We start from the raw sequence: 24309 nt of genomic DNA, 5'->3' as shown, positions 1-24309 counted from the left end.
CTGCCCCTCGCCATATGCTTCTTAACTACCTTAAAATCGCTATTCGGAATCTGAGTCGTAATCGACTGACCACGCTTCTTAACGTTGCGGGTCTATCAGTCGGGGTTGCCTCCTGTCTGGTCATTTATCTGATCGTACAGTTCGAACTGAGTTTCGACAAACGAGTGCCTGATCGTGAGCAGGTTTACCGACTCGTCTCCAAATTCAAGTTCGGGGATGATTTTTACCACAATCCCGGCTTATCGGCGCCCATCCCGGAATTGGTACGAACCAAACTGACCGGCGTCAGAACTATAGCTCCGTTCCATTCCAGCAGTTTCCAGGTCGTTGAAGTACCCAGGCCGGGTAAAGAACCGCTTCAGGTTCGGGCTGGAAAGGATGGGCCAGAGTGGATGGTTAGTACGAACGAAGCATTTTTCGAGATTTTGCCCCGAGAGTGGTTGGCGGGTTCGCCTAAAACATCGTTGTCGAAACCCGGACAGGTAGTGCTTACCGAGAAGCAGGCCCGGTTATATTTTGGCGACGCCAGTCCGGCACTTGTCGGCCGACAGTTGATCGGCAAGCAATACAAAGACACCCTGATGCTTACCGTTTCGGGATTGATAAAAGACCTTGAAACGCCCAGCGATTTCGATTTTCAGGCTTTCATATCCTTATCGACACAAACCACCAGCAAAAAACGTCGGGATAATTTAGGGTACAATCAGTGGAACAGTACTAATTCGTCGTCGCAATGTCTGCTCAAACTAGCACCCGGTACCGGCCCAAAACGCGTTGGTGAGCAAACCACCAAACTAGCCGAAGCCAACGTACCACCTGAAGAAGATTCGGGCGATCGCTGGCTGTTACTCCAGCCACTAGCCGACGTTCATTTCAATGCCGATTACGCCAGCGGTCACCACATTGCCCATAAGCCAACCTTACTCATTCTGGGCTTAGTGGGTGGGTTTCTGTTGCTGTTGGCCTGTATCAACTTCATCAATCTGGCCACGGCCCAATCGACACAACGAGCGAAGGAAATTGGCATTCGTAAATCGCTGGGCAGTGAACGAAAGCAGTTGATGGCCCAATTTCTGGGTGAAACCCTATTGCTAACACTGCTGGCCGGTCTTCTATCCATTCTGCTTTCGCAGGCAGCCCTGACGTATCTGGACAAAATAGTCCCGAAAGGCGTTGTCCTCGATTATACCCGACCGAGTCTGTACCTCTTTCTGCTGGGCGTAGCCCTAATTACAGCACTACTGGCTGGTTTTTACCCCGGCACCCTACTGGCCCGACTCTCGCCCGTGGCTACCTTACGCAACCAAACCGGACAGGCGAGTGGGAATGCAACGTTGCGAAAAGGACTCATTGTCGGGCAATTCACCATAGCCCAGGTATTCATTATTGGGGCTTTACTGGTCGGCCAGCAACTCCGTTTTATGATCAACGCCGATCAGGGCTTTCAGCGGGAAGCCATTGTTACGTTTCACACGCCAACCAGCTCGTTTTTCAATGGCGATCACCACGATGTTCGGTTTACGCTGGCCGACCGAATTCGCAAACTGGCGGGTGTCGAGCAGGTCAGTATGGCCAATCAAACCCCTCTTTCGGGTGGCTGGTCTACTTCTACATTGGAATTTACGGGCAAAAAAGGCAAGTCGGAGGTAAACGTGTACCGTAAGGAAGTGGATACTAACTTCATCGCTCTGTATGGGCTAAAGCTGTTGGCGGGTCGAAATCTGGTGGCAAGCGATACCGCCAATGAATTTGTCATCAACGAAACCCTGGCCCGGCATATGGGGTATCAAAAACCATCGCAAGCCATTGGCAAGATGCTGGCCAAAATGCCGATTGTCGGTGTTATCCGGGATTTCAATCACCGTTCACTACACAATACCATCCAGCCTACGGCCCTGATGAGCCAGAAAGAGAACCTGCATATGTTTAATGTACGCTTCAGGCGGACCGGAGCCACTTCGTTCGACCAGACACTGGCTCAGGTCAAAGCCCTCTGGGACGGTACGTATCCAGGGGAGACCTTTGAGCCCAAATTCGTTGACGAATCGATAGCTGAACTCTACGGCACCGAACGCGACCTGGGCAAACTCATTTCACTGGCAACGGGGATCGCTGTCTTTATTAGCTGCCTGGGACTATTTGGTCTGGTCACCTTCACGGCCGAACGTCGTACCAAAGAAATTGGTATTCGGAAGATTTTAGGAGCCTCCGTCGCCAGTCTGGCCGCTTTGCTCTCGAAGGATTTTCTGGTCCTTATCCTGATTGCCATTGTCATTGCATCGCCCCTGGCCTGGTGGGGTGTTCGTACATGGCTGGACGGGTTCGCCTACCGCATCGACCTGCCTTGGGGTATGTTCATTCTGGCCGGAATGCTGGTCATTGGTATTGCTCTATTGACCGTGAGTTTTCAAAGCATCAAAGCGGCTCTGATGAATCCGGTGAAAAGTTTAAAAGCGGAGTAAGGGAGCAGGGAGCAAGGTGCAGGGAGCGTGGAGCAGAGAGAAAGGAGGAGCGAATCCCACTATTCCTCCCTGCTCCTTGCACCCTGCTCCACGCTCCCTGCACCTTGCTCTTTTTACCACCTTTTCCCATCAACCCAAATCCCAATTCTGACGGTTCAACCAGGTTACCCTATCTAATTTTTTGCTCACGTTCTACCTTGCTGACTTAACTAATTTAAACAGCAGGTAACATGAACAGATGGTTTATGGGTACCCGATGGCAGTACTGGCTCAGCCTGAGCTGGCTCATCGGGAGTGTATTATTGACAACGGCCACCCTGGCACAGTCGGTCAGTAAACAGATTATTGTCGACCAGTTCGGCTGGCGACCGTTGGCGAAAAAGGTGGTGGTTTTCGCCAATCCCATTACGGGACAAAATGCCGGGACACCCAACTCGCCCGGTAGTCAGTTTCAGGTACGCCGATCGGCCGATCATGTCGCGGTGTTTACGGGTAATGTAGTACAGTGGAATGGCGGTAACACGCATACCGACTCGGGCGACAAAGCCTGGCACGGTGACTTTTCGAGCCTGACTACGCCCGGAACGTACTATGTATACGACCCGGCCACGAACCTTCGGTCGTATGATTTTGAGCTTCGAAACGACATCTACGCAGCTCCGCTCAAAGCTTCGACCCGTACGTTCTATTACCAACGGTCAGGAACGGCTATTCCGGCACAGTATGGTGCAAATTGGACGCATGCGCCTGCACATATGCAGGATGCCAACGCCCTACTGTACACGACCTCAGCGCAAGCCGGTACGCAACGGAATGTGACAGGTGGCTGGTATGATGCGGGGGATTACAACAAGTACATTCCGTTTCTGAACCACACGCTCTGGAACCTGATGGTCGGATTTGAACTGCGCCCGTCGGCTTTTACGGACAATACGAACATCCCCGAATCAGGGAATGGGGTGCCCGACATGCTAGACGAACTGAAATGGGAACTGGACTGGATGCTACGCATGCAGGAAAGCAACGGCGGAGTACACAACCGCGTGACCGTAACCAGCTACGAAAACGGTACTGACGATCCATCGACGGATACCCAGCCGCGTTATTATACCAACGTAACGACCTGGGCAACGGCGACTTTTGCGGCCGTGATGGCCCATGCGGCCCGGATTTACAGCGGTTACAACGGAGCCTATCCGAACTACGCTAACACGCTGCGAACAGCCGCCGAAAACGCCTGGAACTACCTCGAAGCCAATCCAACCATGCAGCCTGCTTCGGGGAAAGACGGAGCATCGACCGCAGCAGCCGATGCCGGTTCGGACTCCCGCGACGACAAACGGCGTCGGGTAGCTGCGGCTGCCGAACTGTTTGCGACGACGGGGACGGCGAAGTACAAGTCGTTTTTTGAAGCCTCGTACAACGACGTTAACGGAACCAGTGAAAACAATTTCCATCCGTTTTCGAGTGGTTACCTCGATGCATCGCTCTGCTGGGAATTGAACCGGGCCTATTACGTGTATGCCAAAGCAGCCGGGGCCAATCCTTCCATTGTTTCGGAAATCAAGACCCGTTATCAGAACACCATGGACTGGTTTATCGAGTCGTATTACAATCAGAAACTCGATCCCTACCTCGGCTTTATGTGGAGTGGCCATTACACCTGGGGCTCCAACCTGCAAAAAGCGCTGTGGGCCATGATTCCCATTCTAACGGTGGAACTGGGCATCAATCCAGGGAAGGCGATGCTCTATAAAGAGATTGCTGAAGAATACCTGCACTATTTTCACGGACGGAACCCATTATCCTGGATCTATCTCAGTAACATGGGCAGTCGGGGAGCCAATGCCGGGGGCGACAATAGCGTCGATGAGTTTTACCATAGTTGGTTCCGGGATGGCTCGGCCAGGTACGATGGCGCTTCCTCGCAGTACGGTCCTCCACCGGGTTACATTGTGGGTGGCCCAAATCAGAACTATTCGGGCTCGGCAACCCCACCGAAAGGTCAACCACCCATGAAGGCCTATCGAAACTGGAACACCTCGTACCCGGAACCCTCGTGGGAAATTACCGAACCCGCCATTTACAACCAGGCAGGCTATACATTCCTGGTCGCTTATTTCACGAACATATCGAGCCAGGACCCTCCTACCTCGAACATCACCGTAAGCAGCAATAGCCCGCTGTGTCCAGGTCAAACCTTAACCCTGAATGTCAGTGGCGCCCCTAACGGATCGACTTACCAATGGAGTGGACCCAACGGTTTTAGCGCGACCGCCGGGAATCCATCCTTGAGTAACGTGACAACGACCGCAACAGGAACCTATTCGGTAACGGTAACCATACCATCCGAAGCGCCCCGAATCCTGAGCGTTAACGTAACCGTCAATCCAACACCAACGGCCGTAGCCTCCAGCAATACACCGGTAGCTACTGGCCAAACGCTAACCCTGAGTGCCGCCGACGCAGGACCTGGCGCTACGTATAGTTGGCAGGGGCCGAACAACTACAGCGCCAGTGGTCCTGCCCAAACCATTCCGAACGTAACTCCCGCTGTTGCCGGAACTTATACGCTAACCGTCGGGCAGAATGGGTGTACGAACATCACGACTACGGTGGTATCGGTCACCGGGACAACGCCTACGCCCTCGGGCAATTCGCTCATCATTTACGAAGATGTGTTACAGGCTGGCTGGTCCGACTGGTCGTGGAGTACAGCCCGGACTTACAGCAATACAAGCCCGGTTTATAGCGGTGCCAAGTCACTGGCCGTTCAGTACACGTCGGGGTGGGGCGCGTTGTATCTTCATCCTAACGACGCCATTACGCTCAGCCCTTATCCGTACCTCAAATTCTGGTTACACGGTGGCACAACGGGCGGGCATCGGATGCAGGTGGTTATCAACAGCAGTGGTTCGTTTGAATTCAGTACTACCGCCAATCAGTGGACCCAGGTGATTGTGCCATTTGCTTCGCTCGGAAATCCAGCTACGTTGCGCGACATGTTTATTCAGGACATAACCGGCAAAACCCTACCTGCGTTTTACATCGACCAACTGATGCTGTCGTCTTCGGCTGGCGATACGCCTACACCACCTATTTCGGTCAGCGCCAGCAGCAACAGTCCCGTCTGTGCTGGTCAATCGGTCAGTTTATCGGCCGTTACAGTGAATGCACCCAATGGTGTAACGTACAACTGGGTTGGGCCAAATGGATTTACGGCATCGATTGCGAATCCGACGATACCCAATGCGACTACAGCCGCAACGGGTTTGTATCGACTAACAGTCGTGAGCAATGGGCAATCGTATACAACCAGCGTTCCGGTCAACGTATCCAACTGCTCAACGACGCCCGATCCAACGCCAGACCCCAATGCGTATCTGATCTATGACGATGCGCTGAAAGCCAACTGGTACGACTGGTCGTGGAGTACAACCCGCACCTACACCAATACAGCGCCCGTAAAAGCAGGAAGTCGGTCGCTGGCCGTTCAATACACAGCTGGCTGGGGTGGATTATATCTGCATCCTGAAACACCGGTCAATCTGTCGGCTTACGCTTACCTGCAATTCTGGGTACATGGTGGCGCATCGGGTGGCCAGAAATTCGATGTAATCATCAATGACAACTACAAAACGTATACCGTACGACCAACCTCCAATAGCTGGACGCTGGTGAATGTTCCCCTGTCGGCATTAGGCAATCCAGCCACGTTGCGCGATTTGTACATTCAGGATACAGGTGGTGGATTGGGCACGTATTACATCGATAACCTGCAACTGACGACCTCGACTGCATCGGCACGGGTAGCTGCGTCCAGCCCCGAATTCGAACCAGCCGTACTGCTCTTCCCGAATCCAGTACGTGAACCTCAAGCCCGTCTGCAACTAATCTTTAGCGGTTTCGCAAGTGGTGAAGATGTGATCGTCAAGCTAACCGACCTGCAAGGCCGTCTGCTTCAACGACATCAACTAACGTTGACGACGCCCAATCAGGAGGTGGCGCTGGACAAACTAACACCCGGCCTGTATTTGGTAACCGTGCAGGGCCAATCAGCCCAACTGACCAGGAAGTTATTAGTAGAGTAAGGCACACCTAAATTCATTTCCTATCCTGTCCGCAAACGAATAAACAACCGTCCGTTTGCGGACATTTTCAATCTAAACCTTACCGTAACTCCCTGACAGTAAGGTACTTACTTTCGTGGTACATCATTTGAGGGCATTTATATAAAGAAGATAAGCCAAGAAGCCAATCCCTCTGTTTCTGCCTTTCTCTATTATGCTGAAAAATTATTTCACCACAGCTCTCCGTGCGCTCCGACGCAACTGGAACTACACGGTTATCAATGTCCTTGGGTTAACCTTTGGCCTGGCCTGCTGCCTGATTCTGTTTCTGGCCATTCGGCATGAACTGAGCTACGACCGACATAATGCCAACGCAGATCATACGTACCGACTCATCTCGTACAATAAAAAATCGGAAGATGATGGGCGTAATGTAGGCATTCCATTACCTGCCTTAGCCGCCCTACGCAACGACTTCCCCGAACTGAAGCAGCAGGTCACGATGGCGTATGGACTGTATGATGGCCTGGTTAAAGTGAATGACAAAAAGTACAGCAAATTTCAGGAGCGTAGTGGCGTGATTGCCTTCATAGAGCCGGAATACTTCCGCATTTTCGATTACCAGTGGAAAGCCGGAAATCCACAAACAGCCCTTAAAAATCCGAACACGGTTGTGCTTTCGGAGGCCATAGCGCATAAATACTTCGGGGATGCTGACCCAATGGGTAAAAGCATCCGGGTAGAGAATAAAGCAGACTTTACCGTAACAGGCATTGTTCAGAATCCCTCTGCCACCAGCAGTGTCCCCTTTGACGTGCTGCTGTCCTTCGCATCCCTCAAACAGTACGGTGCTAACGGCGGCTGGGATGATTGGGGCTCTTCGTACAGTGGTGCTCATATCTACCTGACCCTCCCCAATCAGATTACCTCGGCGCAAATGGAAGCCCAACTGGTTCCGTTTATCAGGAAATACATGCAGCCTGAGCAGGCCAGCGAACTACAATATGAACTACAGCCGCTAACCAGCATTCATTCCGATACGCGCACCGAAAATGCAGCCGGACGTACCGTGAGCAAACAGATGATCTGGGCAATGGGCCTGATTGGCCTGTTCATCCTGTTTACGGCCTGCATCAACTTCATCAATCTGGCTACAGCACAGGCCATTCGTCGGGCCAAAGAAGTAGGCGTTCGGAAAGTGCTGGGCAGTTCACGCATGCAGTTGGTACGGCAATTTCTGAGCGAAACGGGGGTACTTACCCTACTGGCTATCGTGCTGGCGTTTGGCGTGGCCTCTCAATCGTTACCCTACGTTTCAGAACTGCTGGACATCAAAGCGGCTGCGCTTACGCTGTTCGATCCTACGGTGATTGGTTTCGTGATTGTTTTGGCCCTTCTGACAACGCTGCTGGCTGGTTTTTATCCGGCCTTAGTGTTGTCGGGCTATCAGCCGGTTCAGGCATTACGCAGTAAGATTCGCATGGCAGGGAGTGGTCAGTTAACCCTACGCCGGAGCCTGATTGTGTTTCAATTTGCCATCTCGCAGATACTGGTCATTGGAACCATCATTGCCTACAGCCAGATGAAATACTTCCGATCGGCCGATCTGGGCTATAACAAGGATGCCGTACTAACCGTCAATATTCCTGAACGTAAGCCGGGGCAACTGGAACAACTTAAGTCCGAAATTACCCAACTGCCGAACGTAAAAACGCTGAGTTATGGTATTTCCATTCCATCGGCCGACGGTAACTGGTGGACGGGCATCCGCTATGAAAACGCCGATAAAGATGCCGACTTTGGTGTGATCATGCGCTATGCGGACACCGCTTATTTCAGCACCTATGGCCTGAAGCTGGTTGCCGGACGGATGTATCAGCCGGGCGATACCGCTCGCGATATTGTCGTAAACGAATCGATGGTCAAAAAGTTGGGACTCCGCAGCCCTCAACAGATTCTGGGCAAATCCATTACCATTGCGGGCGGCAACAACCCCAAAAAACAGGTCGTTGGCGTTGTTCATGACTTTAACACCTTCTCGCTCCATCAGCAAACGAACCCGTGCATTCTGGCTCCCCGTCGTAGTGCTTACCATACGCTGGGCATCAAGCTATCGACCCAACAGGGTGGAACAGAAGCCGTCAGCCGGTTAATCCATCAGGTCGAAACCAACTGGAACGCCGTCTACCCCGACTTTGTGTTCAGCTATGAATTTCTGGATCAGCGACTGGCCGATTTCTATAAGGGCGAAGAGCGTTTCTTCTCCCTCTTCCGATTACTGGCTGGTATTGCCATTTTCATTGGGTGCCTGGGACTATATGGCGTGGTGGCGTTCATGGCCGAATCACGTACCAAAGAAATTGGCATCCGCAAAACGCTGGGAGCCTCAACAGCCAATATTTTCAGCCTGTTCTCGGTCGATTTTGTCAAACTGGTGATCGTCGCTCTGGTCATTGCGTCGCCTGCCGCCTGGTATATCATGACGAAATGGCTGGCCGATTTTCCGTATAAGATCGACATAGCGTGGTGGATGTTTGCTCTGGCCGGTGTGCTGGCCGTAGGAATCGCCCTCGTCACGGTCAGCTTCCAAAGCCTGAAAGCCGCGCTCACGAATCCAGTGAAATCACTTCGTTCTGAATAGCAGGGAGCGAGGTGCCAGGAGCCAGGAGTGAATGATCTTTGCTCCTTACTCCTTGCACCTCGCTCCCTGCTCCTCGCACCTCGCTCCTTGCCTCCTCCCCTATGCTCCAAAACTATTTAACCATCACCCTTCGAACGCTGCTGCGCTACCGGACGTATAGCCTACTGAATATTGTAGGGTTGGCGGTTGGTATGACCTGCGGCATCCTGATTTTTCTGGTCGTTGGCTTTCAACTTAGCTTCGATACCTATCATCAGAAAGCCAACCGGATTTACCGGATCGTCACCGAACTGAGGCACGAAAACATTACCTATTCGCGTGGTACGCCGAAGGCGATGGCCGAGGTATTGCGACGTGAGTATCCGTTTATTGAGCATATTGCCCGGATCAAACGGGTACGAAGTTGTTTGCTCAGTTTGCCGAATGCGAATGGGAGTCTTCTCAAAAAATTCCAGGAAGACCGAACGGTTGGTTTCGTTGATCCGCAACTGTTCGATGTATTTGATTTCCAATGGCAGACCGGCAATCCAGCGTCGTCGCTGACCCGGCCCAACTCCGTCGTATTGACTGAGAAATATGCCCATAAATACTTCGGCGATACCAATCCAATTGGCCGGACACTTCGGCTCGACAACCAACTGAACCTGACCGTAACCGGCGTTTTGAAAGACCATCCAACGGCTACGAATATGAGCGATGAGGTATACATTTCCTATAGCACTGTTCCTGGCCTGAGCAAAGCCGTTGCCGAGTCGTTTCAGAATTGGGAGAATCTCGATAGCGAAGAAATGACGTATGCCGCCCTACCCGAAGGCACGGCCATCAGTCGATTGGATGCTGTTTTTCCGGTCCTTACTAAACGTCAATATAGCCCGGAAGCGGCCAAAATTTACCATTTTCACGCCCAGCCGCTGAGCGATGTTCATTTCAACGTCGATTATGGAGGCCGCATGCAGCATTCTCTGCTCTATGCGTTAGGCGCAGTTGGGTTATTTCTGCTACTGGCAGCCTGTATTAATTTCATCAACATGGCTACCGCCCATGCGATTCGACGGTCGAAAGAAGTAGGCGTGCGAAAAGCGATGGGCAGTACACGGGCGCAACTGTTTGGCCAGTTTATGACCGAAACCGCCCTCATTACACTGACCGCCGTTGCTGTGGCATTGGGCCTGGCTCAGGCCAGCCTACCGATGGTCAACAAAGCAATGGCCGTTTTCAACCCCGCCTTTTCGCTAACAACCCTCCTGCAACCAAGCTATTTAGCTCCGTTTATTCTGCTGATCAGTGCCGTTATCGGGCTGGCTGGTTTTTATCCATCGCTCATTTTGTCGGGCTTTAATCCCATAGCTGCCTTGCGCCGATCCATGACCACAGCACAGGTAGGCGGCATGTCGGTTCGGCGGGGTTTGGTGGTTATTCAGTTTTTCATTACCCAGCTGTTTGTCATCGGCGTGCTGGTTATTATGGCGCAACTCCGGTACGTACGAACGATGGACCTGGGCTTTACCAAAGAAACTGTCCTGACCATTCCGGTTGCGAGCACCGATCCGCTAAAACAGGAGACACTTCGTAACAAACTACGTTCGATTGGAGCCGTTCAGGATGTCGCTATCGGCAATGCCCCGCCTGCCTCACCCAATATCAACGAAACATCATTTACCTACGACAACCGAACGGAGCCGGAGAAATTTGAAACTAAAACCAAAGTTGGTGACAGTCGTTATCTTCCGTTGTTCGATCTGAAACTGCTGGCGGGCCGAAATTTCCTGACGAACGACACAATGGCCCATGAAATCATCGTCAACGAAATGATGGTGAAACGACTGGGTCTCAAGTCACCGAACGATATTCTGGGGAAACGGATCAACGTTTGGGAAGCCAATCATACAGTTGTCGGCGTTGTGAAAGACTTTCATGTCAACTCACTGCGAAAGGGCGTAACCCCAACGGTGATCTTTCAGGATTTCACCGAAAACCGGATGGCGGCCCTGAAACTACGTTCGACCAATCTACCCGAAACGGTGAAGCAAGTGGAAGCTGCCTGGAATGACTTATTCCCGGAGCAGGTATTTCGGTATCAGTTTATGGACGAAATTCTGGACCGCTTCTATACCGCCGAAACCATTATGCTGAGTTTTGCGCAGGTGTTCTCCCTGATCGCCATTCTGATCGGTTGTCTGGGACTGTATGGGCTGGTGTCGTTCATGGCCGAGTCGAAAACAAAGGAGATTGGGGTTCGCAAAACTCTGGGCGCCAGTGCTGGGCAAATTCTGTGGCTATTTGGTCGCGAGTTTGGCCGACTCATTCTGCTGGGTTTCGGGCTGGCAGCTCCGTTGGGCTGGTGGCTGATGCGTACCTGGTTGCAGGATTATACCTACCGGATTCAGTTGGAATGGTGGTTCTTCGGCCTAACCGTCCTGATTGCCACCGTCATTACGCTCATTACGGTTTCTTATCAGTCGCTTAAAGCAACATTTAGAAATCCGGTTACGTCTTTGCGGAGTGAATAACTAGCTGGGAGCATGGGGCTAGGAGCAAGGTGCATAGAGTGATTCAGTCCTTGCACCTTGCTCCTAGCCCCATGCTCCTAGCTCCTAACTCCTGTCCTATGCTCCTTAACTATCTAAAAATCGCCTGGCGGAATTTGCGAAAAGACAAATTCTATAGCCTTATCAACATTCTGGGCCTGACCATTGGGGTCACCTGTGGACTACTCCTGTTGCTCTACGTAACCGACGAGCTGAGCTACGATCGGTATCAGGCCAATGCCTCGCAGATTTACCGCATCGTTTCGCACATTACCGAACCCGACAAGGTCAACCGCTGGAGCAGTACCCAACCCGCACTGGCCCCCACGCTGAAGAAAGACTACCCGTTTGTCAAAAATTACGTGCGGTTCTTTCCCTATGGTCGGATGCTGTTTCGCCAGGGTGAAAAGCGGTTTTACGAGGAAAACGTCTATTCGGCCGACTCTACGGTGTTCGATGTATTCAGTTATAAATTCGTGGAAGGCGATCCTAAAACGGCACTGCATCAGCCGGGCAGTGTGGTTCTGACGCAAACAGCCGCCCAGAAATTCTTCGGGTCGAAAAGTGCGCTGGGGCAATCCCTGCAAACCAACGATACAACATTTTACAAAGTAACAGGCGTACTCGAAGACATTCCTAAAAATTCCCATTTCACCTTCAACGCTCTGCTATCGACGGGCCGTGACGAACGGCAGGCGGCTACGGTTTGGGGCGGTTTTTACATTTATAGCTATCTAGTGCTACCCGAACATTTCGATACCAATGTACTAGTCAGCAAGTTTCCGCAGGTGTACGACAAATACATTGGCCCGATCTTCAAACGGATGGGCATCAAAGTAACCTACGAACTACAACCGCTGACAAGTATCCACCTCTATTCGAATATGGAGGGTGAATCGAACGGAAACATCGGCTATGTGTATACGTTTAGTGCTGTAGCCTTTTTCATGCTTCTGATTGCGAGTATTAATTACATGAATCTGGCCACGGCCCGTTCGGCCAAGCGAGCCAAAGAAGTTGGTCTACGGAAAGTGATGGGCTCGGTACGAAGCCGGCTAATGGCCCAGTTCCTGACCGAATCGGTGCTGATGACCGTACTGGCCTTGACCTCCAGCCTGATTCTGGTTCTGATTCTGCTTCCCTTTTTCAACAGTGTTTCGGGCAAGGATATTCATTTTGTCGAGTTATTACGCCCGCAATTTCTGCTGATTGCCCTGGCGATTGTGGTCTTTACGGGTTTCATTAGCGGTAGCTATCCAGCGTTCTATCTGTCGGCTTTCGAACCGGCAGCGGTGCTCAAAGGGTCGTTCAATGCTAAAGGGGGCAGTTTCTTCCGAAAAGCGTTGGTGGTCGCTCAGTTTTCGATCTCGCTCATTATGCTCATCTGCACCTGGATTGTGTATAAGCAACTAAACTTCATGCGCAATCATGACCTGGGTTACGACCGCGAGCAGGTGCTGACTATCAATTACCAGGATCGACAACCCCGCGAGCGTTTTTATTCCCTGCGAAATAGCCTGTTAGCCAATCCGAACATTCGGTCGGTTGCCTCGGCCTCCTCACCCACCAGCAACATTGGCGGACGGGTTATTTTCACCGTCGAATCAAATACAGGGTTGAAAGAAATGGGATTCAAGCCCGTACAGGTCGATTACGACTACCTCCAAACAATGGGAATGAAAGTTGTCCAGGGCCGCGATTTTTCCGATAAGATTCCGGCCGATACGCTCAACTCTGTCATTGTGAATCAGGCGGCTGTTGAGCGTATGGGCTGGAAAGAACCATTGGGTAAAAAGGTCCTTCTGGGCAGTCTGCCACAGGCAGGGCAGCAAAGTCCACCCAGTGCTCAGGTAATTGGCGTGGTAAAAGATTTTCATCAGCAATCGCTCTACAATCCGATTGAGCCATTGATTATCTTGTGTCGTCGGGCCAACCCGGTGATTCATATCAAAATACAGCCGCAGAACGTCGAGCAAACGGTCGCGTTCATCGGCCAGAAATGGCGCGAAACTTACCCCGACAAATTGTTTGAATACCGATTTCTGGATCAGGATTTTGCGTCGGCCTATGAGGCCGATGAACTACGGGGTCGGATCTTTACAGCGTTTTCGATGCTGACCATTCTGATCGCGTGTCTGGGTCTGTTTGGTCTGGCTACGTTTACTACTGAGCAACGGGTCAAAGAGATTGGCGTGCGGAAAGTGCTGGGGGCATCGGTGTCGAGTGTGGTGGTGCTGCTGAGCAAAGACTTCACGAAACTGGTACTTTTCTCGTTCCCCATCGCTATCCCGATTGCCTGGTATTCGATGTACAAGTGGTTGCAAAACTTCCCCTATAAAACCGACATTGGTGTATGGGTATTTGTCTCCGCTTGTGTACTCACCCTGCTGATTTGCTGGGCAACGGTAATTTACCAAAGCGTAAAAGCGGCTATTACAAATCCGGTGAAAAGCTTACGAAGTGAGTAAGTCTGAACCGGGATTTATGTGATTTGACTGACCGACTTTGATTATGCCTTCTTCGAAGGCTATTAGTAAAAATCAAGGTCGGTCAGTCAAATCACATAAATCCCGGTTCAGACTGTCCGCAAACGACAACCCCGCGTCCGTTTGCGGACAGGACTTTTTACACCACTTAATTATAAATTATTCATAGTCAGCACAATAAATAAGAAAATAGGTTTTGGTCATGTATTTGTTATAGAAGTAGCATCTTAACGCTAAACGCCGGTCATGATCAGAAACTACCTTAAAATCGCCCTGCGGAATCTCTGGAAGAACCGCCTGTTTAGTAGCCTTAACGTTATGGGCATGGGGATCGGACTGGCGGCTGTTGGGCTGATGAGCCTGTATATCATCCACGAACTCAGCTACGACCGTTTTCATGCCAATGCTGATCGAATCGTTCGGGTGGTGCATTATGCCAACTGGCCCGGCGGCAATCTACAATTAGCTCCCACATCTGCCCCCTTCGCCGACGCGCTGAAAGCTGAATATCCTGACATTGAGAAAACGGTACGCATTCATCCTGAAGGTGGAGGTCAGATTACTTACAGGGATAAAAAACTGGACGTTGGCGACATTATGTTTGCCGATAAAACAGTCTTCGACGTCTTCTCCTTTCCGTTTCTGTACGGCGACCCAGCCCATGCCCTCACGCAACCACAGAGTATTGTTCTGACCAAAAGCCTGGCGGAGAAACTATTTGGCGATGCCGCTAAAGCCGTCGGTCAAACCATTGAGTTCAGCAACCACTTCCCCAACAAGGTCACGGGGGTTATTGAGGATATTCCGTCCAACTCGCATTTGCAGTTCAGCGCCTTGCGTTCGCTGCCCGATAAGTACACCAACGGCTGGCAGAATTTCGAACTATATACCTACTTACTGCTAGCCAAAGGCAGCGATTACAAAGCGCTGGAGCCCAAGCTGGCTTCTTTCTTCCCCAAATACCTCAAACGGGAAATGGGTGACGTAACCTACCGAATGGAGCTTCAGCCGATTACCTCGATCCATCTTCATTCGCACCTGGATTACGAAACTAGTCCCAATGCCAACAGCACTACCATTTATACGTTCGCGATGGTGGCCGCACTGATTTTGCTGATTGCCGGAATCAATTACGTGAATCTTTACACAGCGCGTTCCATCGCCCGTACCCGCGAAGTGGGCGTTCGGAAAGCGATTGGCTCCCGGCGTGGTCAGTTGGTAAGTCAGTTCCTGACCGAGTCGATGCTTATGGCTTTCCTGGCCAGCCTGGTTGGATTGATGCTCGCCAATGTTGCATTACCACTGTTCAATGAGCTGGCGGGCAAATCGCTAACGCTTACCCAATATGGGCCTTTGACAACAGGGAGTGTGCTGTTTGCCTTTACAGTTCTGCTTGGTGTTGGCAGTGGGCTTTACCCGGCTTTTCTCTTATCTGGCTTCCGGCCTGTGGTGGCCCTCAACGGGCGGCTGGGTATGAAGCTGGGTGGAAGTCGTTTTCGTGAAGCACTGGTTGTATTTCAGTTCATGGCGGCCGTTGTCTTGATCGCCTGTTCGTGGGTCATATATCGGCAGATGGGTTATTTTCTGCATAAAGATCTCGGCTTCAACAAAGATCAGGTCTTAACCTTCCACCTGGATAATGAAGGCGTTCGCAAACAGATTCAATCGTTGAAAGAAGAGCTGCGGAAAAGTCCGTTGATTGAACAGGTTTCGGCCGCCACCAATCCGATTGGTAATAACAATATCGGAACCAACGGCATGTTTTTCGAGCAGAATGGCGTAATGCCCACCGCTACCCAGATCGTTCAAACGTTTCAGGTCGATGCCGACTACCTGAACACCATGCAAATCAAGCTGCTTGAAGGTCGCAACTTTACAGAATCGGTTAGTGATGGGTTTGGTGCGGTGCTGGTCAACGAAACACTGGTGAAAAAGATGGGCTGGCAGCATCCGGTGGGCAGACGCGTCAAGTATTTTCTGGGCAAAGATCAAACCGCCGACGCACGGGTGATCGGCGTTGTCAAAGACTTCCATACGTATTCACTCCAGCACAAAATTGAACCGCTGGTACTGCAAATGCCTGCTCCTGACCAGAAAGACAACCTGTATGTACGGATTCGCCCTGCCAAAACGACTGAAGCGCTGGCTTACATCCAGTCTGTTTACCAGAAATTTGACCCGGATGCAGAGCTAAGCTTCCATTTTCTGGATGAGAATTTCTCCAGACAGTATCAGGCCGAGCAAAAGCAGGGGCAGGTTTTACTCACCTTTACCATATTGGCCGTACTGATTGCCTGCATGGGCCTGTTTGGACTGGCCGCTTTTGCCGCTGAAGCGCGAACGAAAGAAATTGGCGTTCGGAAAGTATTGGGCGCTTCGGTCGCGAGTATTGTCGCCCTGTTGAGCAAAGATTTTTTAAAACTAGTCGTCATCGCAATCGTCATAGCCACACCCCTTGCCTGGTACGTTGCGAATCAATGGCTGCAAAGTTTCGCGTATAAGATTGATCTTGCCTGGTGGTTCTTTGGGCTGGCTGGCCTGATCGCCATTGTCATTGCCTTGGCCACCGTCAGTTTCCAAAGTGTCAAAGCAGCTCTGATGAATCCAGTTAAATCATTGAAAACGGAATAAATAGCATGGGGTATAGGGCGTGGGGCATAGGGGCACTCCGACACCTTACCCCATGCCCTTACCCCTCTGCCCTCTGCTATTCCCCCCCTTTCCTATGCTTCGATTCGCTATTCGTAATCTCCTGAAAACCAAAATATTTGGTTTATTGAATGTAATAGGTTTGGCTGTCGGGATGGCGGCTGCGGTGCTTATTCTGCTGTGGGTGCAAAATGAACGGAGCTATGACGGATATCATGCTAAATCGGCCCGTACTTATCCGATCATCGCCCATAATCAGGTCAACAAAGAAGAAACCTGGCACTGGTCTACCACGCCCCTACCGCTGGCAGAACTGGCTAAGCGGCTGCCGGAAGTTGAAACAATAACTCGCCTTTCCAAACCCTTCGGGAACGGCCTGACCATGAAAATTGGTGGTCAATTGATTCAGGAACCCAAAGCGGTCTGCGTCGATGAAAATTGGTTTTCCGTATTCGACTACCCGCTCGTGGATGGTAACCTGACCGATTTTAACCGCAATATGCGCAGCCTAGCCCTGGCCGAATCGAAAGCCACTAAGCTGTTTGGATCGACTAAAGCAGTTGGGCAGTTGGTCCGTATCGATACACTGGATTATGTAGTACGGGCTGTTTTTAAGGATAATCCAGTCAATTCGAGCTTTCAGTACGATTGTCTAATGCCTTTATCGGCTCACCTCTCGAACCCCAATACATATAAAAACGACAACAACTGGAGCAATTTTAACTACGAAGCGTACCTGGTTCTCCGCCCCGGAGCCGACGCACAAAAAGTAAGTAAAAAGCTAACCCATCTCGTTCAGGTTGCCAAAACCGACGAGAAAACCGGTAAACCTGATACCAGCATCACCCTCGAACTGGAGGCTTTGACCGATATGCACTTCGACACCGTCGACCGATACGGTAGTGAACAGGGTGACCGACGGACAGTCTATATCTTCTTTGGCCTGGCACTGGCCATTCTACTCATGGCCTGTATCAATTACGTCAATCTGACGACCGCCCGCGCCAGCATTCGAGCCAAAGAAGTAGGCGTCAAGAAGATTATTGGGGCCGGGCATTCGCAATTATTCGCGCAGTTTATGCTGGAATCCATCCTGATGTGTACGGTAGCTCTCGGGATTGCGCTCGTTGTCACCTATAGTTTCCTGCCTGTTTTTAATAGCCTGACCAACAAAACCTTTTCAATCCATTTTAGCGACCCCTCGATATGGACGGTTCTGCTGGGTACGGTAGTGACCGCTATCGTTCTGACCGGCATTTATCCGGCAGTATTACTGTCCTCATTTCAACCGGTTCGGGCCATCCGGGGTCTGAATGTGCTGGGGTCTTCTAACAGCCTGTTCCGAAAAAGTTTAGTGGTTGTTCAGTTCTCCATTTCCATTGCGTTCCTGATTGCCACACTGGTCGTTTACTACCAAATTAAGTTCATTCGTACCACAAAACTGGGTTATGACCGCGATCATATTCTGTCGCTTACCATTCCCTGGAATGTTCAGCCGAAGGTCGATCCGCTGGTCATGAAAAGCAGGCTCCTGGAACATTCGAGTATAAAGGAAGCAACCATTGCCAGCCAGAACATCGTAGAAATCAAAAGTGCGCATAGCGGCAGCCTCGACTGGGATGGTCGCCCGGCCGATTTTCAGCCCACCGTCGGTCAGATCTCGGTAGAGCCTTCGTATCAGAAAGTATTCAACCTGAAGCTAACCCAGGGCCGTTGGTTTGCCGAAAACAATACAGTTGATGAGCAGAATGTTGTTCTGAATGAAGCTGCTGTTCGCAAATTTAATTTACGGAAGCCCATTGTCGGTCAGCGTTTTCATTTTCAGGGATCAAAAGGCGTCGTGATGGGCGTGGTAAAAGATTTTCATTTTAAAAGTCTGCACGAAGAAATTGGCCCACTGGTGATGTTCAATAATCCCGGCTGGCGAAGTGGGATTTATGTAAAAGTTGTGCCGGGTAAGGAAGCCGATGCCATTAAAGCCATTCAGCACATCTGGACAGAACTGGTGCCGAGCCGTCCACTCGAATACACCTTTCTGGACGAAACCTTCGACCGGCTCTACAAGACCGAAGCCCGCACCGCTACGCTGTTTAATGCCTTTGCCCTGGTTGCGGTTCTGATTTCCTGCCTGGGCTTGTTTGGGCTGGCTACGTTTACGGCCGAAATGCGAACCAAAGAAATTGGTATCCGAAAAGTGCTGGGGGCCTCGGTAGTTAGTCTGATAACACTATTATCGACCGACTTCCTGAAACTGGTGTTGATCGCCATGCTGGTAGCCATTCCCATCGGGTATTATTTCATGCATAGCTGGCTTCAGAGCTTTGCCTACAAAATTAGTCTCGACTGGTGGCTATTCGCTCTGGCTGGTCTGCTGGCTATAATTGTCGCCTTGCTAACCATCAGTTTTCAGAGTGCCAAAGCCGCGCTGACCAACCCGGTGAAAAGTTTACGAAACGAGTGAATAGCGAGGAGCAGGGAGCAGGGTGCAAGGAGTATTAAGTCAAACTCCCCGCACCTTGCACCTTGCACCCTGCTCCCCACCCCCTTGTCCACTGGCGTACAACATATTGTCCGAAATCGGACAATGTATTTCTTCCTATATAGCGAACAAATTGATAAACAGACAAATACACACTTGGCATGATGATAGATGAGAGTAATTTTACTTAACTCTGTCTTATTCCTTATCTCTGCCGATTCATGAAAACGTTGTTTACGCTATGTCTGGTTGCGGTTAGCTTTGGTGCGATAGCACAACGGTCTTCGAACAAGCATGTAACGACCGATGGTCGGCATTTACGCATTCGGGTTGATATGCAAGAGGCCGGAAATTCGCTGCATTACAATCGCTCGTTCGATGTATCGGAGATGGAGAAGAGCGAAGTAAAAGCGTTGGAAAACAGTATTATCGATTCGCTGGAGCGGGCGTTTAACGAACCAGCCGTAGCCGTTACTACGAGTCGAAAGCGGGATAGCTGGAGCAAAAACAAAGCCTACCAATCCGAGTACTCGCCAGCCCAACAGACATCCTACGACGAGCAGCAGATAGCATATTCCCGAAATTCTGAAGCCAGGGAAAAGGAGTACAAAGAAAAAATGTACGAGTTTTCTACCGAAGCTAAGGCCAACCCTTCGTTCTCACCCAGTGACGTCTCGCCCTTATCGGTGAAAGTTCAGGAAGATAAGGAGGCCGGTCGGCTCTGGATGCAATATACGTTTATGAAAGACGGCGAAGAGCTAATCATTGAACGAACAGCCAATGTAGTTGGTAAGAGTGAACGCGAAAAACAGGCCATCATCCGTGAAACCGAACGTAGCTTCGGCATCAAAATGGGAAATCAATAAAAGGATAAAGGCGAAAAAGAAAAAGGGAGGAAAGGAGTTTGGCTTTAGCGGCCTTTGCTCCTTTCCTCCCTTTTTCTTTTTCTCGCTTCGAGCGACAATCAAGTGTAAAGAATTGAGAATTCGTTAATTCCTGATTTCTTTTTTATTTTACTTCGTTTCTTCGATTCCGCCAACCTTCCATGTTCCGTAACTACCTTACTATCACAGTTCGTAACCTTAAACGCAATTTCCGTTACGTCATTATTAACGTATTGGGGCTAAGTATTGGGATTGGCTTTGGTATACTTGCCTACCTTAATTATCAATACGCTCATACGTTCGACAACTGGCATAGAAACTTCACTCGAATTGCTCGGGTCGAGAGCATAAAGGCGGACAATCAGGCGCTGTATGGCACTTGCCCGTCGCCACTGGCTACGGATGCCCAGCAAATCACAGGCGTAGAAACAAGTCTCCGATTCGACGCCCGGCGGGCAGTCGTCAACTATGGCGAAAATACGTTCAACGAAATCCTGAATTTTGCCGACCTGGCCTTCTTTCGTGTATTTGACTTTCAGGTTCTCAAAGGTTCTGCCGATTTTTCAGACCCTTCGAGCGTATTGATTTCAAATGAAATTGCTACGAAGTATTTCGGCAGTCAGAATCCAATCGGCAAATCCATCATCATATATGCCGATCAGCCGATCAAGAAAGCCCTGACCGTACGCGGTGTGATTAATAGCCAGCAAAAACAATCCAGCATTCGGTTCGACTTTCTGACGCACTTAACCAACCAGTTCGACAACAACAAACCCGTCGATTATACCGATTGGAAATACCGGGCCGACGCTGTCTTTCTGCTGCTGAAGCAGCCCTCCGACCGAACGGCGGTTGAAGCCTCGCTGGCCAATTTGGTTCCTCGTCAGCAATCGGCCGACCCCGACTGGAAAATCAGCCGGTTTGTGGTTGAACCCTTTGCAACGGTGGCCCTTTCGGGCCGAAGTCTGCGCAACAACAGCTTATATCCGTCGTTGCCGCCAGCGGCTGTTTGGGGAACCGTGGCAATGGCCATCATGATTCTGCTGACGGCCGCGCTCAATTTTGCCAATATGACCATTGCGGTCTGTAATGGCCGATTGCGCGAAATAGGAGTTCGGAAAGTCATGGGTGGTACGCAGGGGCAATTGGTGGTGCAATTACTAACCGAATCGAGCGTGATCTGTACCCTGTCGATTTTGCTGGGTATGATTCTGGCCTATCCGATTGTGAGCTGGTACAACCATATGTGGTCGTATCTGGAACTCACCATCGACTACACTAATCCAGCACTGCTTGTGTTTTTGCTGGGCTTACTGATTTTTACCACCCTCCTGGCGGGGTCATATCCAGCTTTTTATGTTAGTGCGTTTCGCCCGACACACATTTTTCGGGGAGCCCTACGTTTTGGCGGGTCTGGTCTTTTCTCCCGCATCATGATGGGTATGCAAATTGCTATTTCCCTCACGGCAGTCGTAACGGGTCTTAGCTTCGAACGCAATGCCGAGTTCAATCGAACCGCCGATGTAGGTTACGACCGGCAAAATGTAATCGGTGCTTATGTAGCTGACGAATCGACCTGGCGGGTTTTCAAAACAGCCGCCCAGTCCATTCCGAATGTGGAGGCCGTTGGAGGTACGCAAAACCTGCCCGGTTTTAGCTATAGCATGACCAATTTTAACCTGAATAGCCAGTCGCACGAAAGCATGCTCTACAATGTGGGTGATGATTTTCTGCGTATGCTCCAGATTCAGCTTCGTGATGGCCAGCCGCTGCACCCACTTCAGGGCGATCAACCTGCGCAGACAGTACTGGTCAACGAAACCTTTGTACGCGAATTTGGTGAGGGTAAACCACTCATCGGTCAATCCATCCGGCTGGATTCAACCACCTATCAGATTGGCGGAGTCGTGCGTGATTTTATGACCAATACACCGTTTCGCCCTATTTCTTCGGCCATTATCCGGCCTGTTTCGCCCAATCGGTTTGTCTATTTTATTGCTCGTGTGAAAGCAGAACATCAAAAGCAGGTATTTGCCGAACTCGAAAAGACCTGGAAGCGCCTGTTCCCCTACAAACCGTTCGATGGTGTTTACCTCAACAATGCGCTGGCCGAAGCAGAATCGGTGTCGACGAGTATTGCGGTAACCATGGGCGTTTTCTCGCTGGTAACGGTATTGCTGGCCATTTCGGGTCTCTTCTCATTAATCTCGCTCAATGTCCTGAAACGGATGCGCGAGGTGGCTGTTCGGCGGGTATTAGGAGCTACTGGAGCACAGGTAGGCTGGGTACTGCATAAAAACTACCTCTGGATTTTGGCCATAGCCACGCTTGTCGGTTGTTCACTAGGTTACTATATGGCGATCATGCTCATGAACAGCGTGTTCAAAATCAACAACGGCGTTTCGGCGGTCGCTATCATCCTCTCCGCTATCGCTGTACTGATCATCGCCTTTTCGACTATCCTGCTCAAACTCTGGCAAACCCTGCAATTGAACCCCGTTGATGCGTTGAAGGCGGAATAGGCAGAGGGCAGAGGGCATTGGGGTAAGGGCAGAGGTTGGTCTTTGCTTAATACCCTCTGCCCTTACCCCAATGCCATATGCCTAAAAATTTTTCACTTTCTCTGTAACCTTGGTCAACATCCACAGTTTCCAGTCCAAAACCCACTAAACGCAACAGCAAAACGGTTTGAACGCGCTGACAGACAACGCACTCATGCTGCAGGTAAAAGCAGGCAATCTGGACACGATGGGCTTACTCTTCGAGCGATACCATCGGCCCTTGTTCGGCTTCCTGTTCCATATGACCAACCAGCGGGAGGCTAGTGAAGACATGCTGCAAACGGTGTTTTACCGGATGCTGAAATACCGGCATACCTTCACGGGCGATGGCGAGTTCAGAAGCTGGATGTATCACCTGGCCCGCAACGTACTGGTCGATCACAGCAAACAGAACAAGCACACGTCGAAGCAGTACGATCTGGCCGATGTTGCCGAGCGAGTCGGTGGGGGACCAATGGCCGACGAACGATTCCAGAAAGAACAGGAACTGGATACACTGAATCGGGCCATGGCCAAACTGAGTCCTGACAATCGCGAAGTATTAGTGCTAAGCCGGTATCAGGAATTAAAGTACGAAGAAATTGCACGGGTACTCAACACGACAGAAGGTGCGATAAAAGTACGGGTACACCGGGCGATGGCTGAGTTAAAAAAAATTTATCTGACTCTTGAGAATGGAAAAACTGCCTATAAACTGTGAACAAACGCAGGAACAATTCAGCGAATGGCTCAGCAACCAACTGCCCGATGGGGAGCGAGCCATTATGGATGCGCACCTGGCCGACTGTTCAGCCTGCCAGGAAGATGCCGAATCGACCCGGCAACTCTGGCAAATGATGGGTAAGTTACCTGCACCCGAACCAAGTGCAGCCGCACGGGTACGGTTTCAGGCCATGCTCGAAACCTACAAGGATACGGCGACGGCTGAAAAGGAAAGCGTGTTCGATACACTACTGGCTAAACTTCGGCAACTCTGGACACCTCAGTATGCCATGCGACTAGCTTATAGTATAGCCCTGTTGGTCGTTGGAGTGGCCGCCGGATACTGGTTTCAGCGATCTAATACGCCCACAGTAGCATACCAACAGCAGGTCGATACGCTGTCGCGGCAGGTGGAACAGATGCGCCAGATGATGATGCTCTCGCTGCTGGAAAATCCGGCGGCTTCCGAACGGCTCCGGGCGGTGAGCTATACGGAAGAAATCAATGAGGTCGATGATAAAGTAATTGACGCCCTGCTGACAACATTAAACAACGACTCAAACGTGAACGTCCGGTTGGTTACGCTCGAAGCGCTGGCGAAACTGGCCGATAATCCGAAAGCTCGGGAAGGGCTGGTCCAATCCATCGCCCAACAGGATTCGCCCTTAGTGCAGTCGGCACTGGCCGATGTGATGGTGAAATTGCAGGAGAAACGCTCCATTAAACCCCTCCGGCAATTGCTCCGCGACGATAACCTCAACCATATGGTGAAAGGAAAGATTGAACAAAGTATTCGGGAACTGTCCTGATTATAGTGTCCGGGCCAAGCTGTATCCGTGGTCTGTGT

General features: G+C 50.8%; 11 protein-coding genes. All 11 read left to right on the top strand.

Going from position 1 to position 24309, the window contains the following annotated elements:
- Positions 1-14 precede the first annotated feature (14 nt).
- The 11 genes from ACYVFD_RS06705 (at position 15) to ACYVFD_RS06655 (ending at position 24271) form a co-directional block, all read left to right on the top strand.
- On the top strand, positions 15-2462 hold the full coding sequence (locus tag ACYVFD_RS06705) for an FtsX-like permease family protein (protein WP_461089012.1): 2448 nt from the start codon (positions 15-17) through the stop codon (positions 2460-2462).
- 230 nt (positions 2463-2692) lie between these two features.
- Positions 2693-6553, top strand: coding sequence for a glycoside hydrolase family 9 protein (locus ACYVFD_RS06700; RefSeq protein WP_461089011.1), 3861 nt, complete (start codon positions 2693-2695; stop codon positions 6551-6553).
- Positions 6554-6746: 193 nt separating this feature from the next.
- Positions 6747-9173 (top strand): ABC transporter permease, encoded by a 2427-nt coding sequence (locus tag ACYVFD_RS06695; RefSeq protein WP_461089010.1) that lies wholly within the window; start codon positions 6747-6749, stop codon positions 9171-9173.
- Between the two features lie 101 nt (positions 9174-9274).
- Entirely contained in the window at positions 9275-11683 is a 2409-nt protein-coding gene (locus tag ACYVFD_RS06690; RefSeq protein WP_461089009.1) for an ABC transporter permease, read from the top strand.
- 98 nt (positions 11684-11781) lie between these two features.
- The gene (locus ACYVFD_RS06685; RefSeq protein ID WP_461089008.1) at positions 11782-14169 is read left to right on the top strand and encodes an ABC transporter permease; all 2388 of its coding nucleotides are present in this window, start codon (positions 11782-11784) and stop codon (positions 14167-14169) included.
- Between the two features lie 264 nt (positions 14170-14433).
- The gene (locus ACYVFD_RS06680; protein WP_461089007.1) at positions 14434-16818 is read left to right on the top strand and encodes an ABC transporter permease; all 2385 of its coding nucleotides are present in this window, start codon (positions 14434-14436) and stop codon (positions 16816-16818) included.
- A 94-nt stretch (positions 16819-16912) separates the two neighbouring features.
- The gene (locus ACYVFD_RS06675) at positions 16913-19297 is read left to right on the top strand and encodes an ABC transporter permease (RefSeq protein ID WP_461089006.1); all 2385 of its coding nucleotides are present in this window, start codon (positions 16913-16915) and stop codon (positions 19295-19297) included.
- Between the two features lie 239 nt (positions 19298-19536).
- A complete protein-coding gene (locus ACYVFD_RS06670; protein ID WP_461089004.1) occupies positions 19537-20181 on the top strand; it encodes a hypothetical protein in 645 nt (214 codons plus the stop codon).
- Between the two features lie 179 nt (positions 20182-20360).
- Positions 20361-22721: an ABC transporter permease gene (locus ACYVFD_RS06665; RefSeq protein WP_461089003.1), complete on the top strand. Its 2361-nt coding sequence runs from the start codon at positions 20361-20363 to the stop codon at positions 22719-22721.
- A 193-nt stretch (positions 22722-22914) separates the two neighbouring features.
- Positions 22915-23460 carry an RNA polymerase sigma factor gene (locus ACYVFD_RS06660; RefSeq protein WP_461089459.1) on the top strand — a complete coding sequence of 182 codons (546 nt, stop codon included), beginning with the start codon at positions 22915-22917 and terminating at the stop codon, positions 23458-23460.
- Entirely contained in the window at positions 23435-24271 is an 837-nt protein-coding gene (locus tag ACYVFD_RS06655) for a HEAT repeat domain-containing protein (protein WP_461089002.1), read from the top strand. The genes ACYVFD_RS06660 and ACYVFD_RS06655 overlap by 26 nt, the downstream gene beginning before the upstream one ends.
- Positions 24272-24309: the final 38 nt, after the last annotated feature.

Source organism: Spirosoma gilvum (genome assembly GCF_054776815.1).
Note: the sequence above shows the minus strand (reverse complement) of the source record. Positions and strands in the feature narration are given on the sequence as shown.

Excerpts from the sequence above, each read along its gene's own strand:
- ACYVFD_RS06700 (WP_461089011.1), top strand. The coding sequence starts at position 2,693 with ATGAACAGATGGTTTATGGGTACCCGATGGCAGTACTGGCTCAGCCTG.
- ACYVFD_RS06665 (WP_461089003.1), top strand. The coding sequence starts at position 20,361 with ATGTTCCGTAACTACCTTACTATCACAGTTCGTAACCTTAAACGCAAT.
- ACYVFD_RS06670 (WP_461089004.1), top strand. The coding sequence starts at position 19,537 with ATGAAAACGTTGTTTACGCTATGTCTGGTTGCGGTTAGCTTTGGTGCG.
- ACYVFD_RS06655 (WP_461089002.1), top strand. The coding sequence starts at position 23,435 with ATGGAAAAACTGCCTATAAACTGTGAACAAACGCAGGAACAATTCAGC.
- ACYVFD_RS06680 (WP_461089007.1), top strand. The coding sequence starts at position 14,434 with ATGATCAGAAACTACCTTAAAATCGCCCTGCGGAATCTCTGGAAGAAC.
- ACYVFD_RS06660 (WP_461089459.1), top strand. The coding sequence starts at position 22,915 with ATGCTGCAGGTAAAAGCAGGCAATCTGGACACGATGGGCTTACTCTTC.
- ACYVFD_RS06685 (WP_461089008.1), top strand. The coding sequence starts at position 11,782 with ATGCTCCTTAACTATCTAAAAATCGCCTGGCGGAATTTGCGAAAAGAC.
- ACYVFD_RS06695 (WP_461089010.1), top strand. The coding sequence starts at position 6,747 with ATGCTGAAAAATTATTTCACCACAGCTCTCCGTGCGCTCCGACGCAAC.
- ACYVFD_RS06675 (WP_461089006.1), top strand. The coding sequence starts at position 16,913 with ATGCTTCGATTCGCTATTCGTAATCTCCTGAAAACCAAAATATTTGGT.
- ACYVFD_RS06705 (WP_461089012.1), top strand. The coding sequence starts at position 15 with ATGCTTCTTAACTACCTTAAAATCGCTATTCGGAATCTGAGTCGTAAT.
- ACYVFD_RS06690 (WP_461089009.1), top strand. The coding sequence starts at position 9,275 with ATGCTCCAAAACTATTTAACCATCACCCTTCGAACGCTGCTGCGCTAC.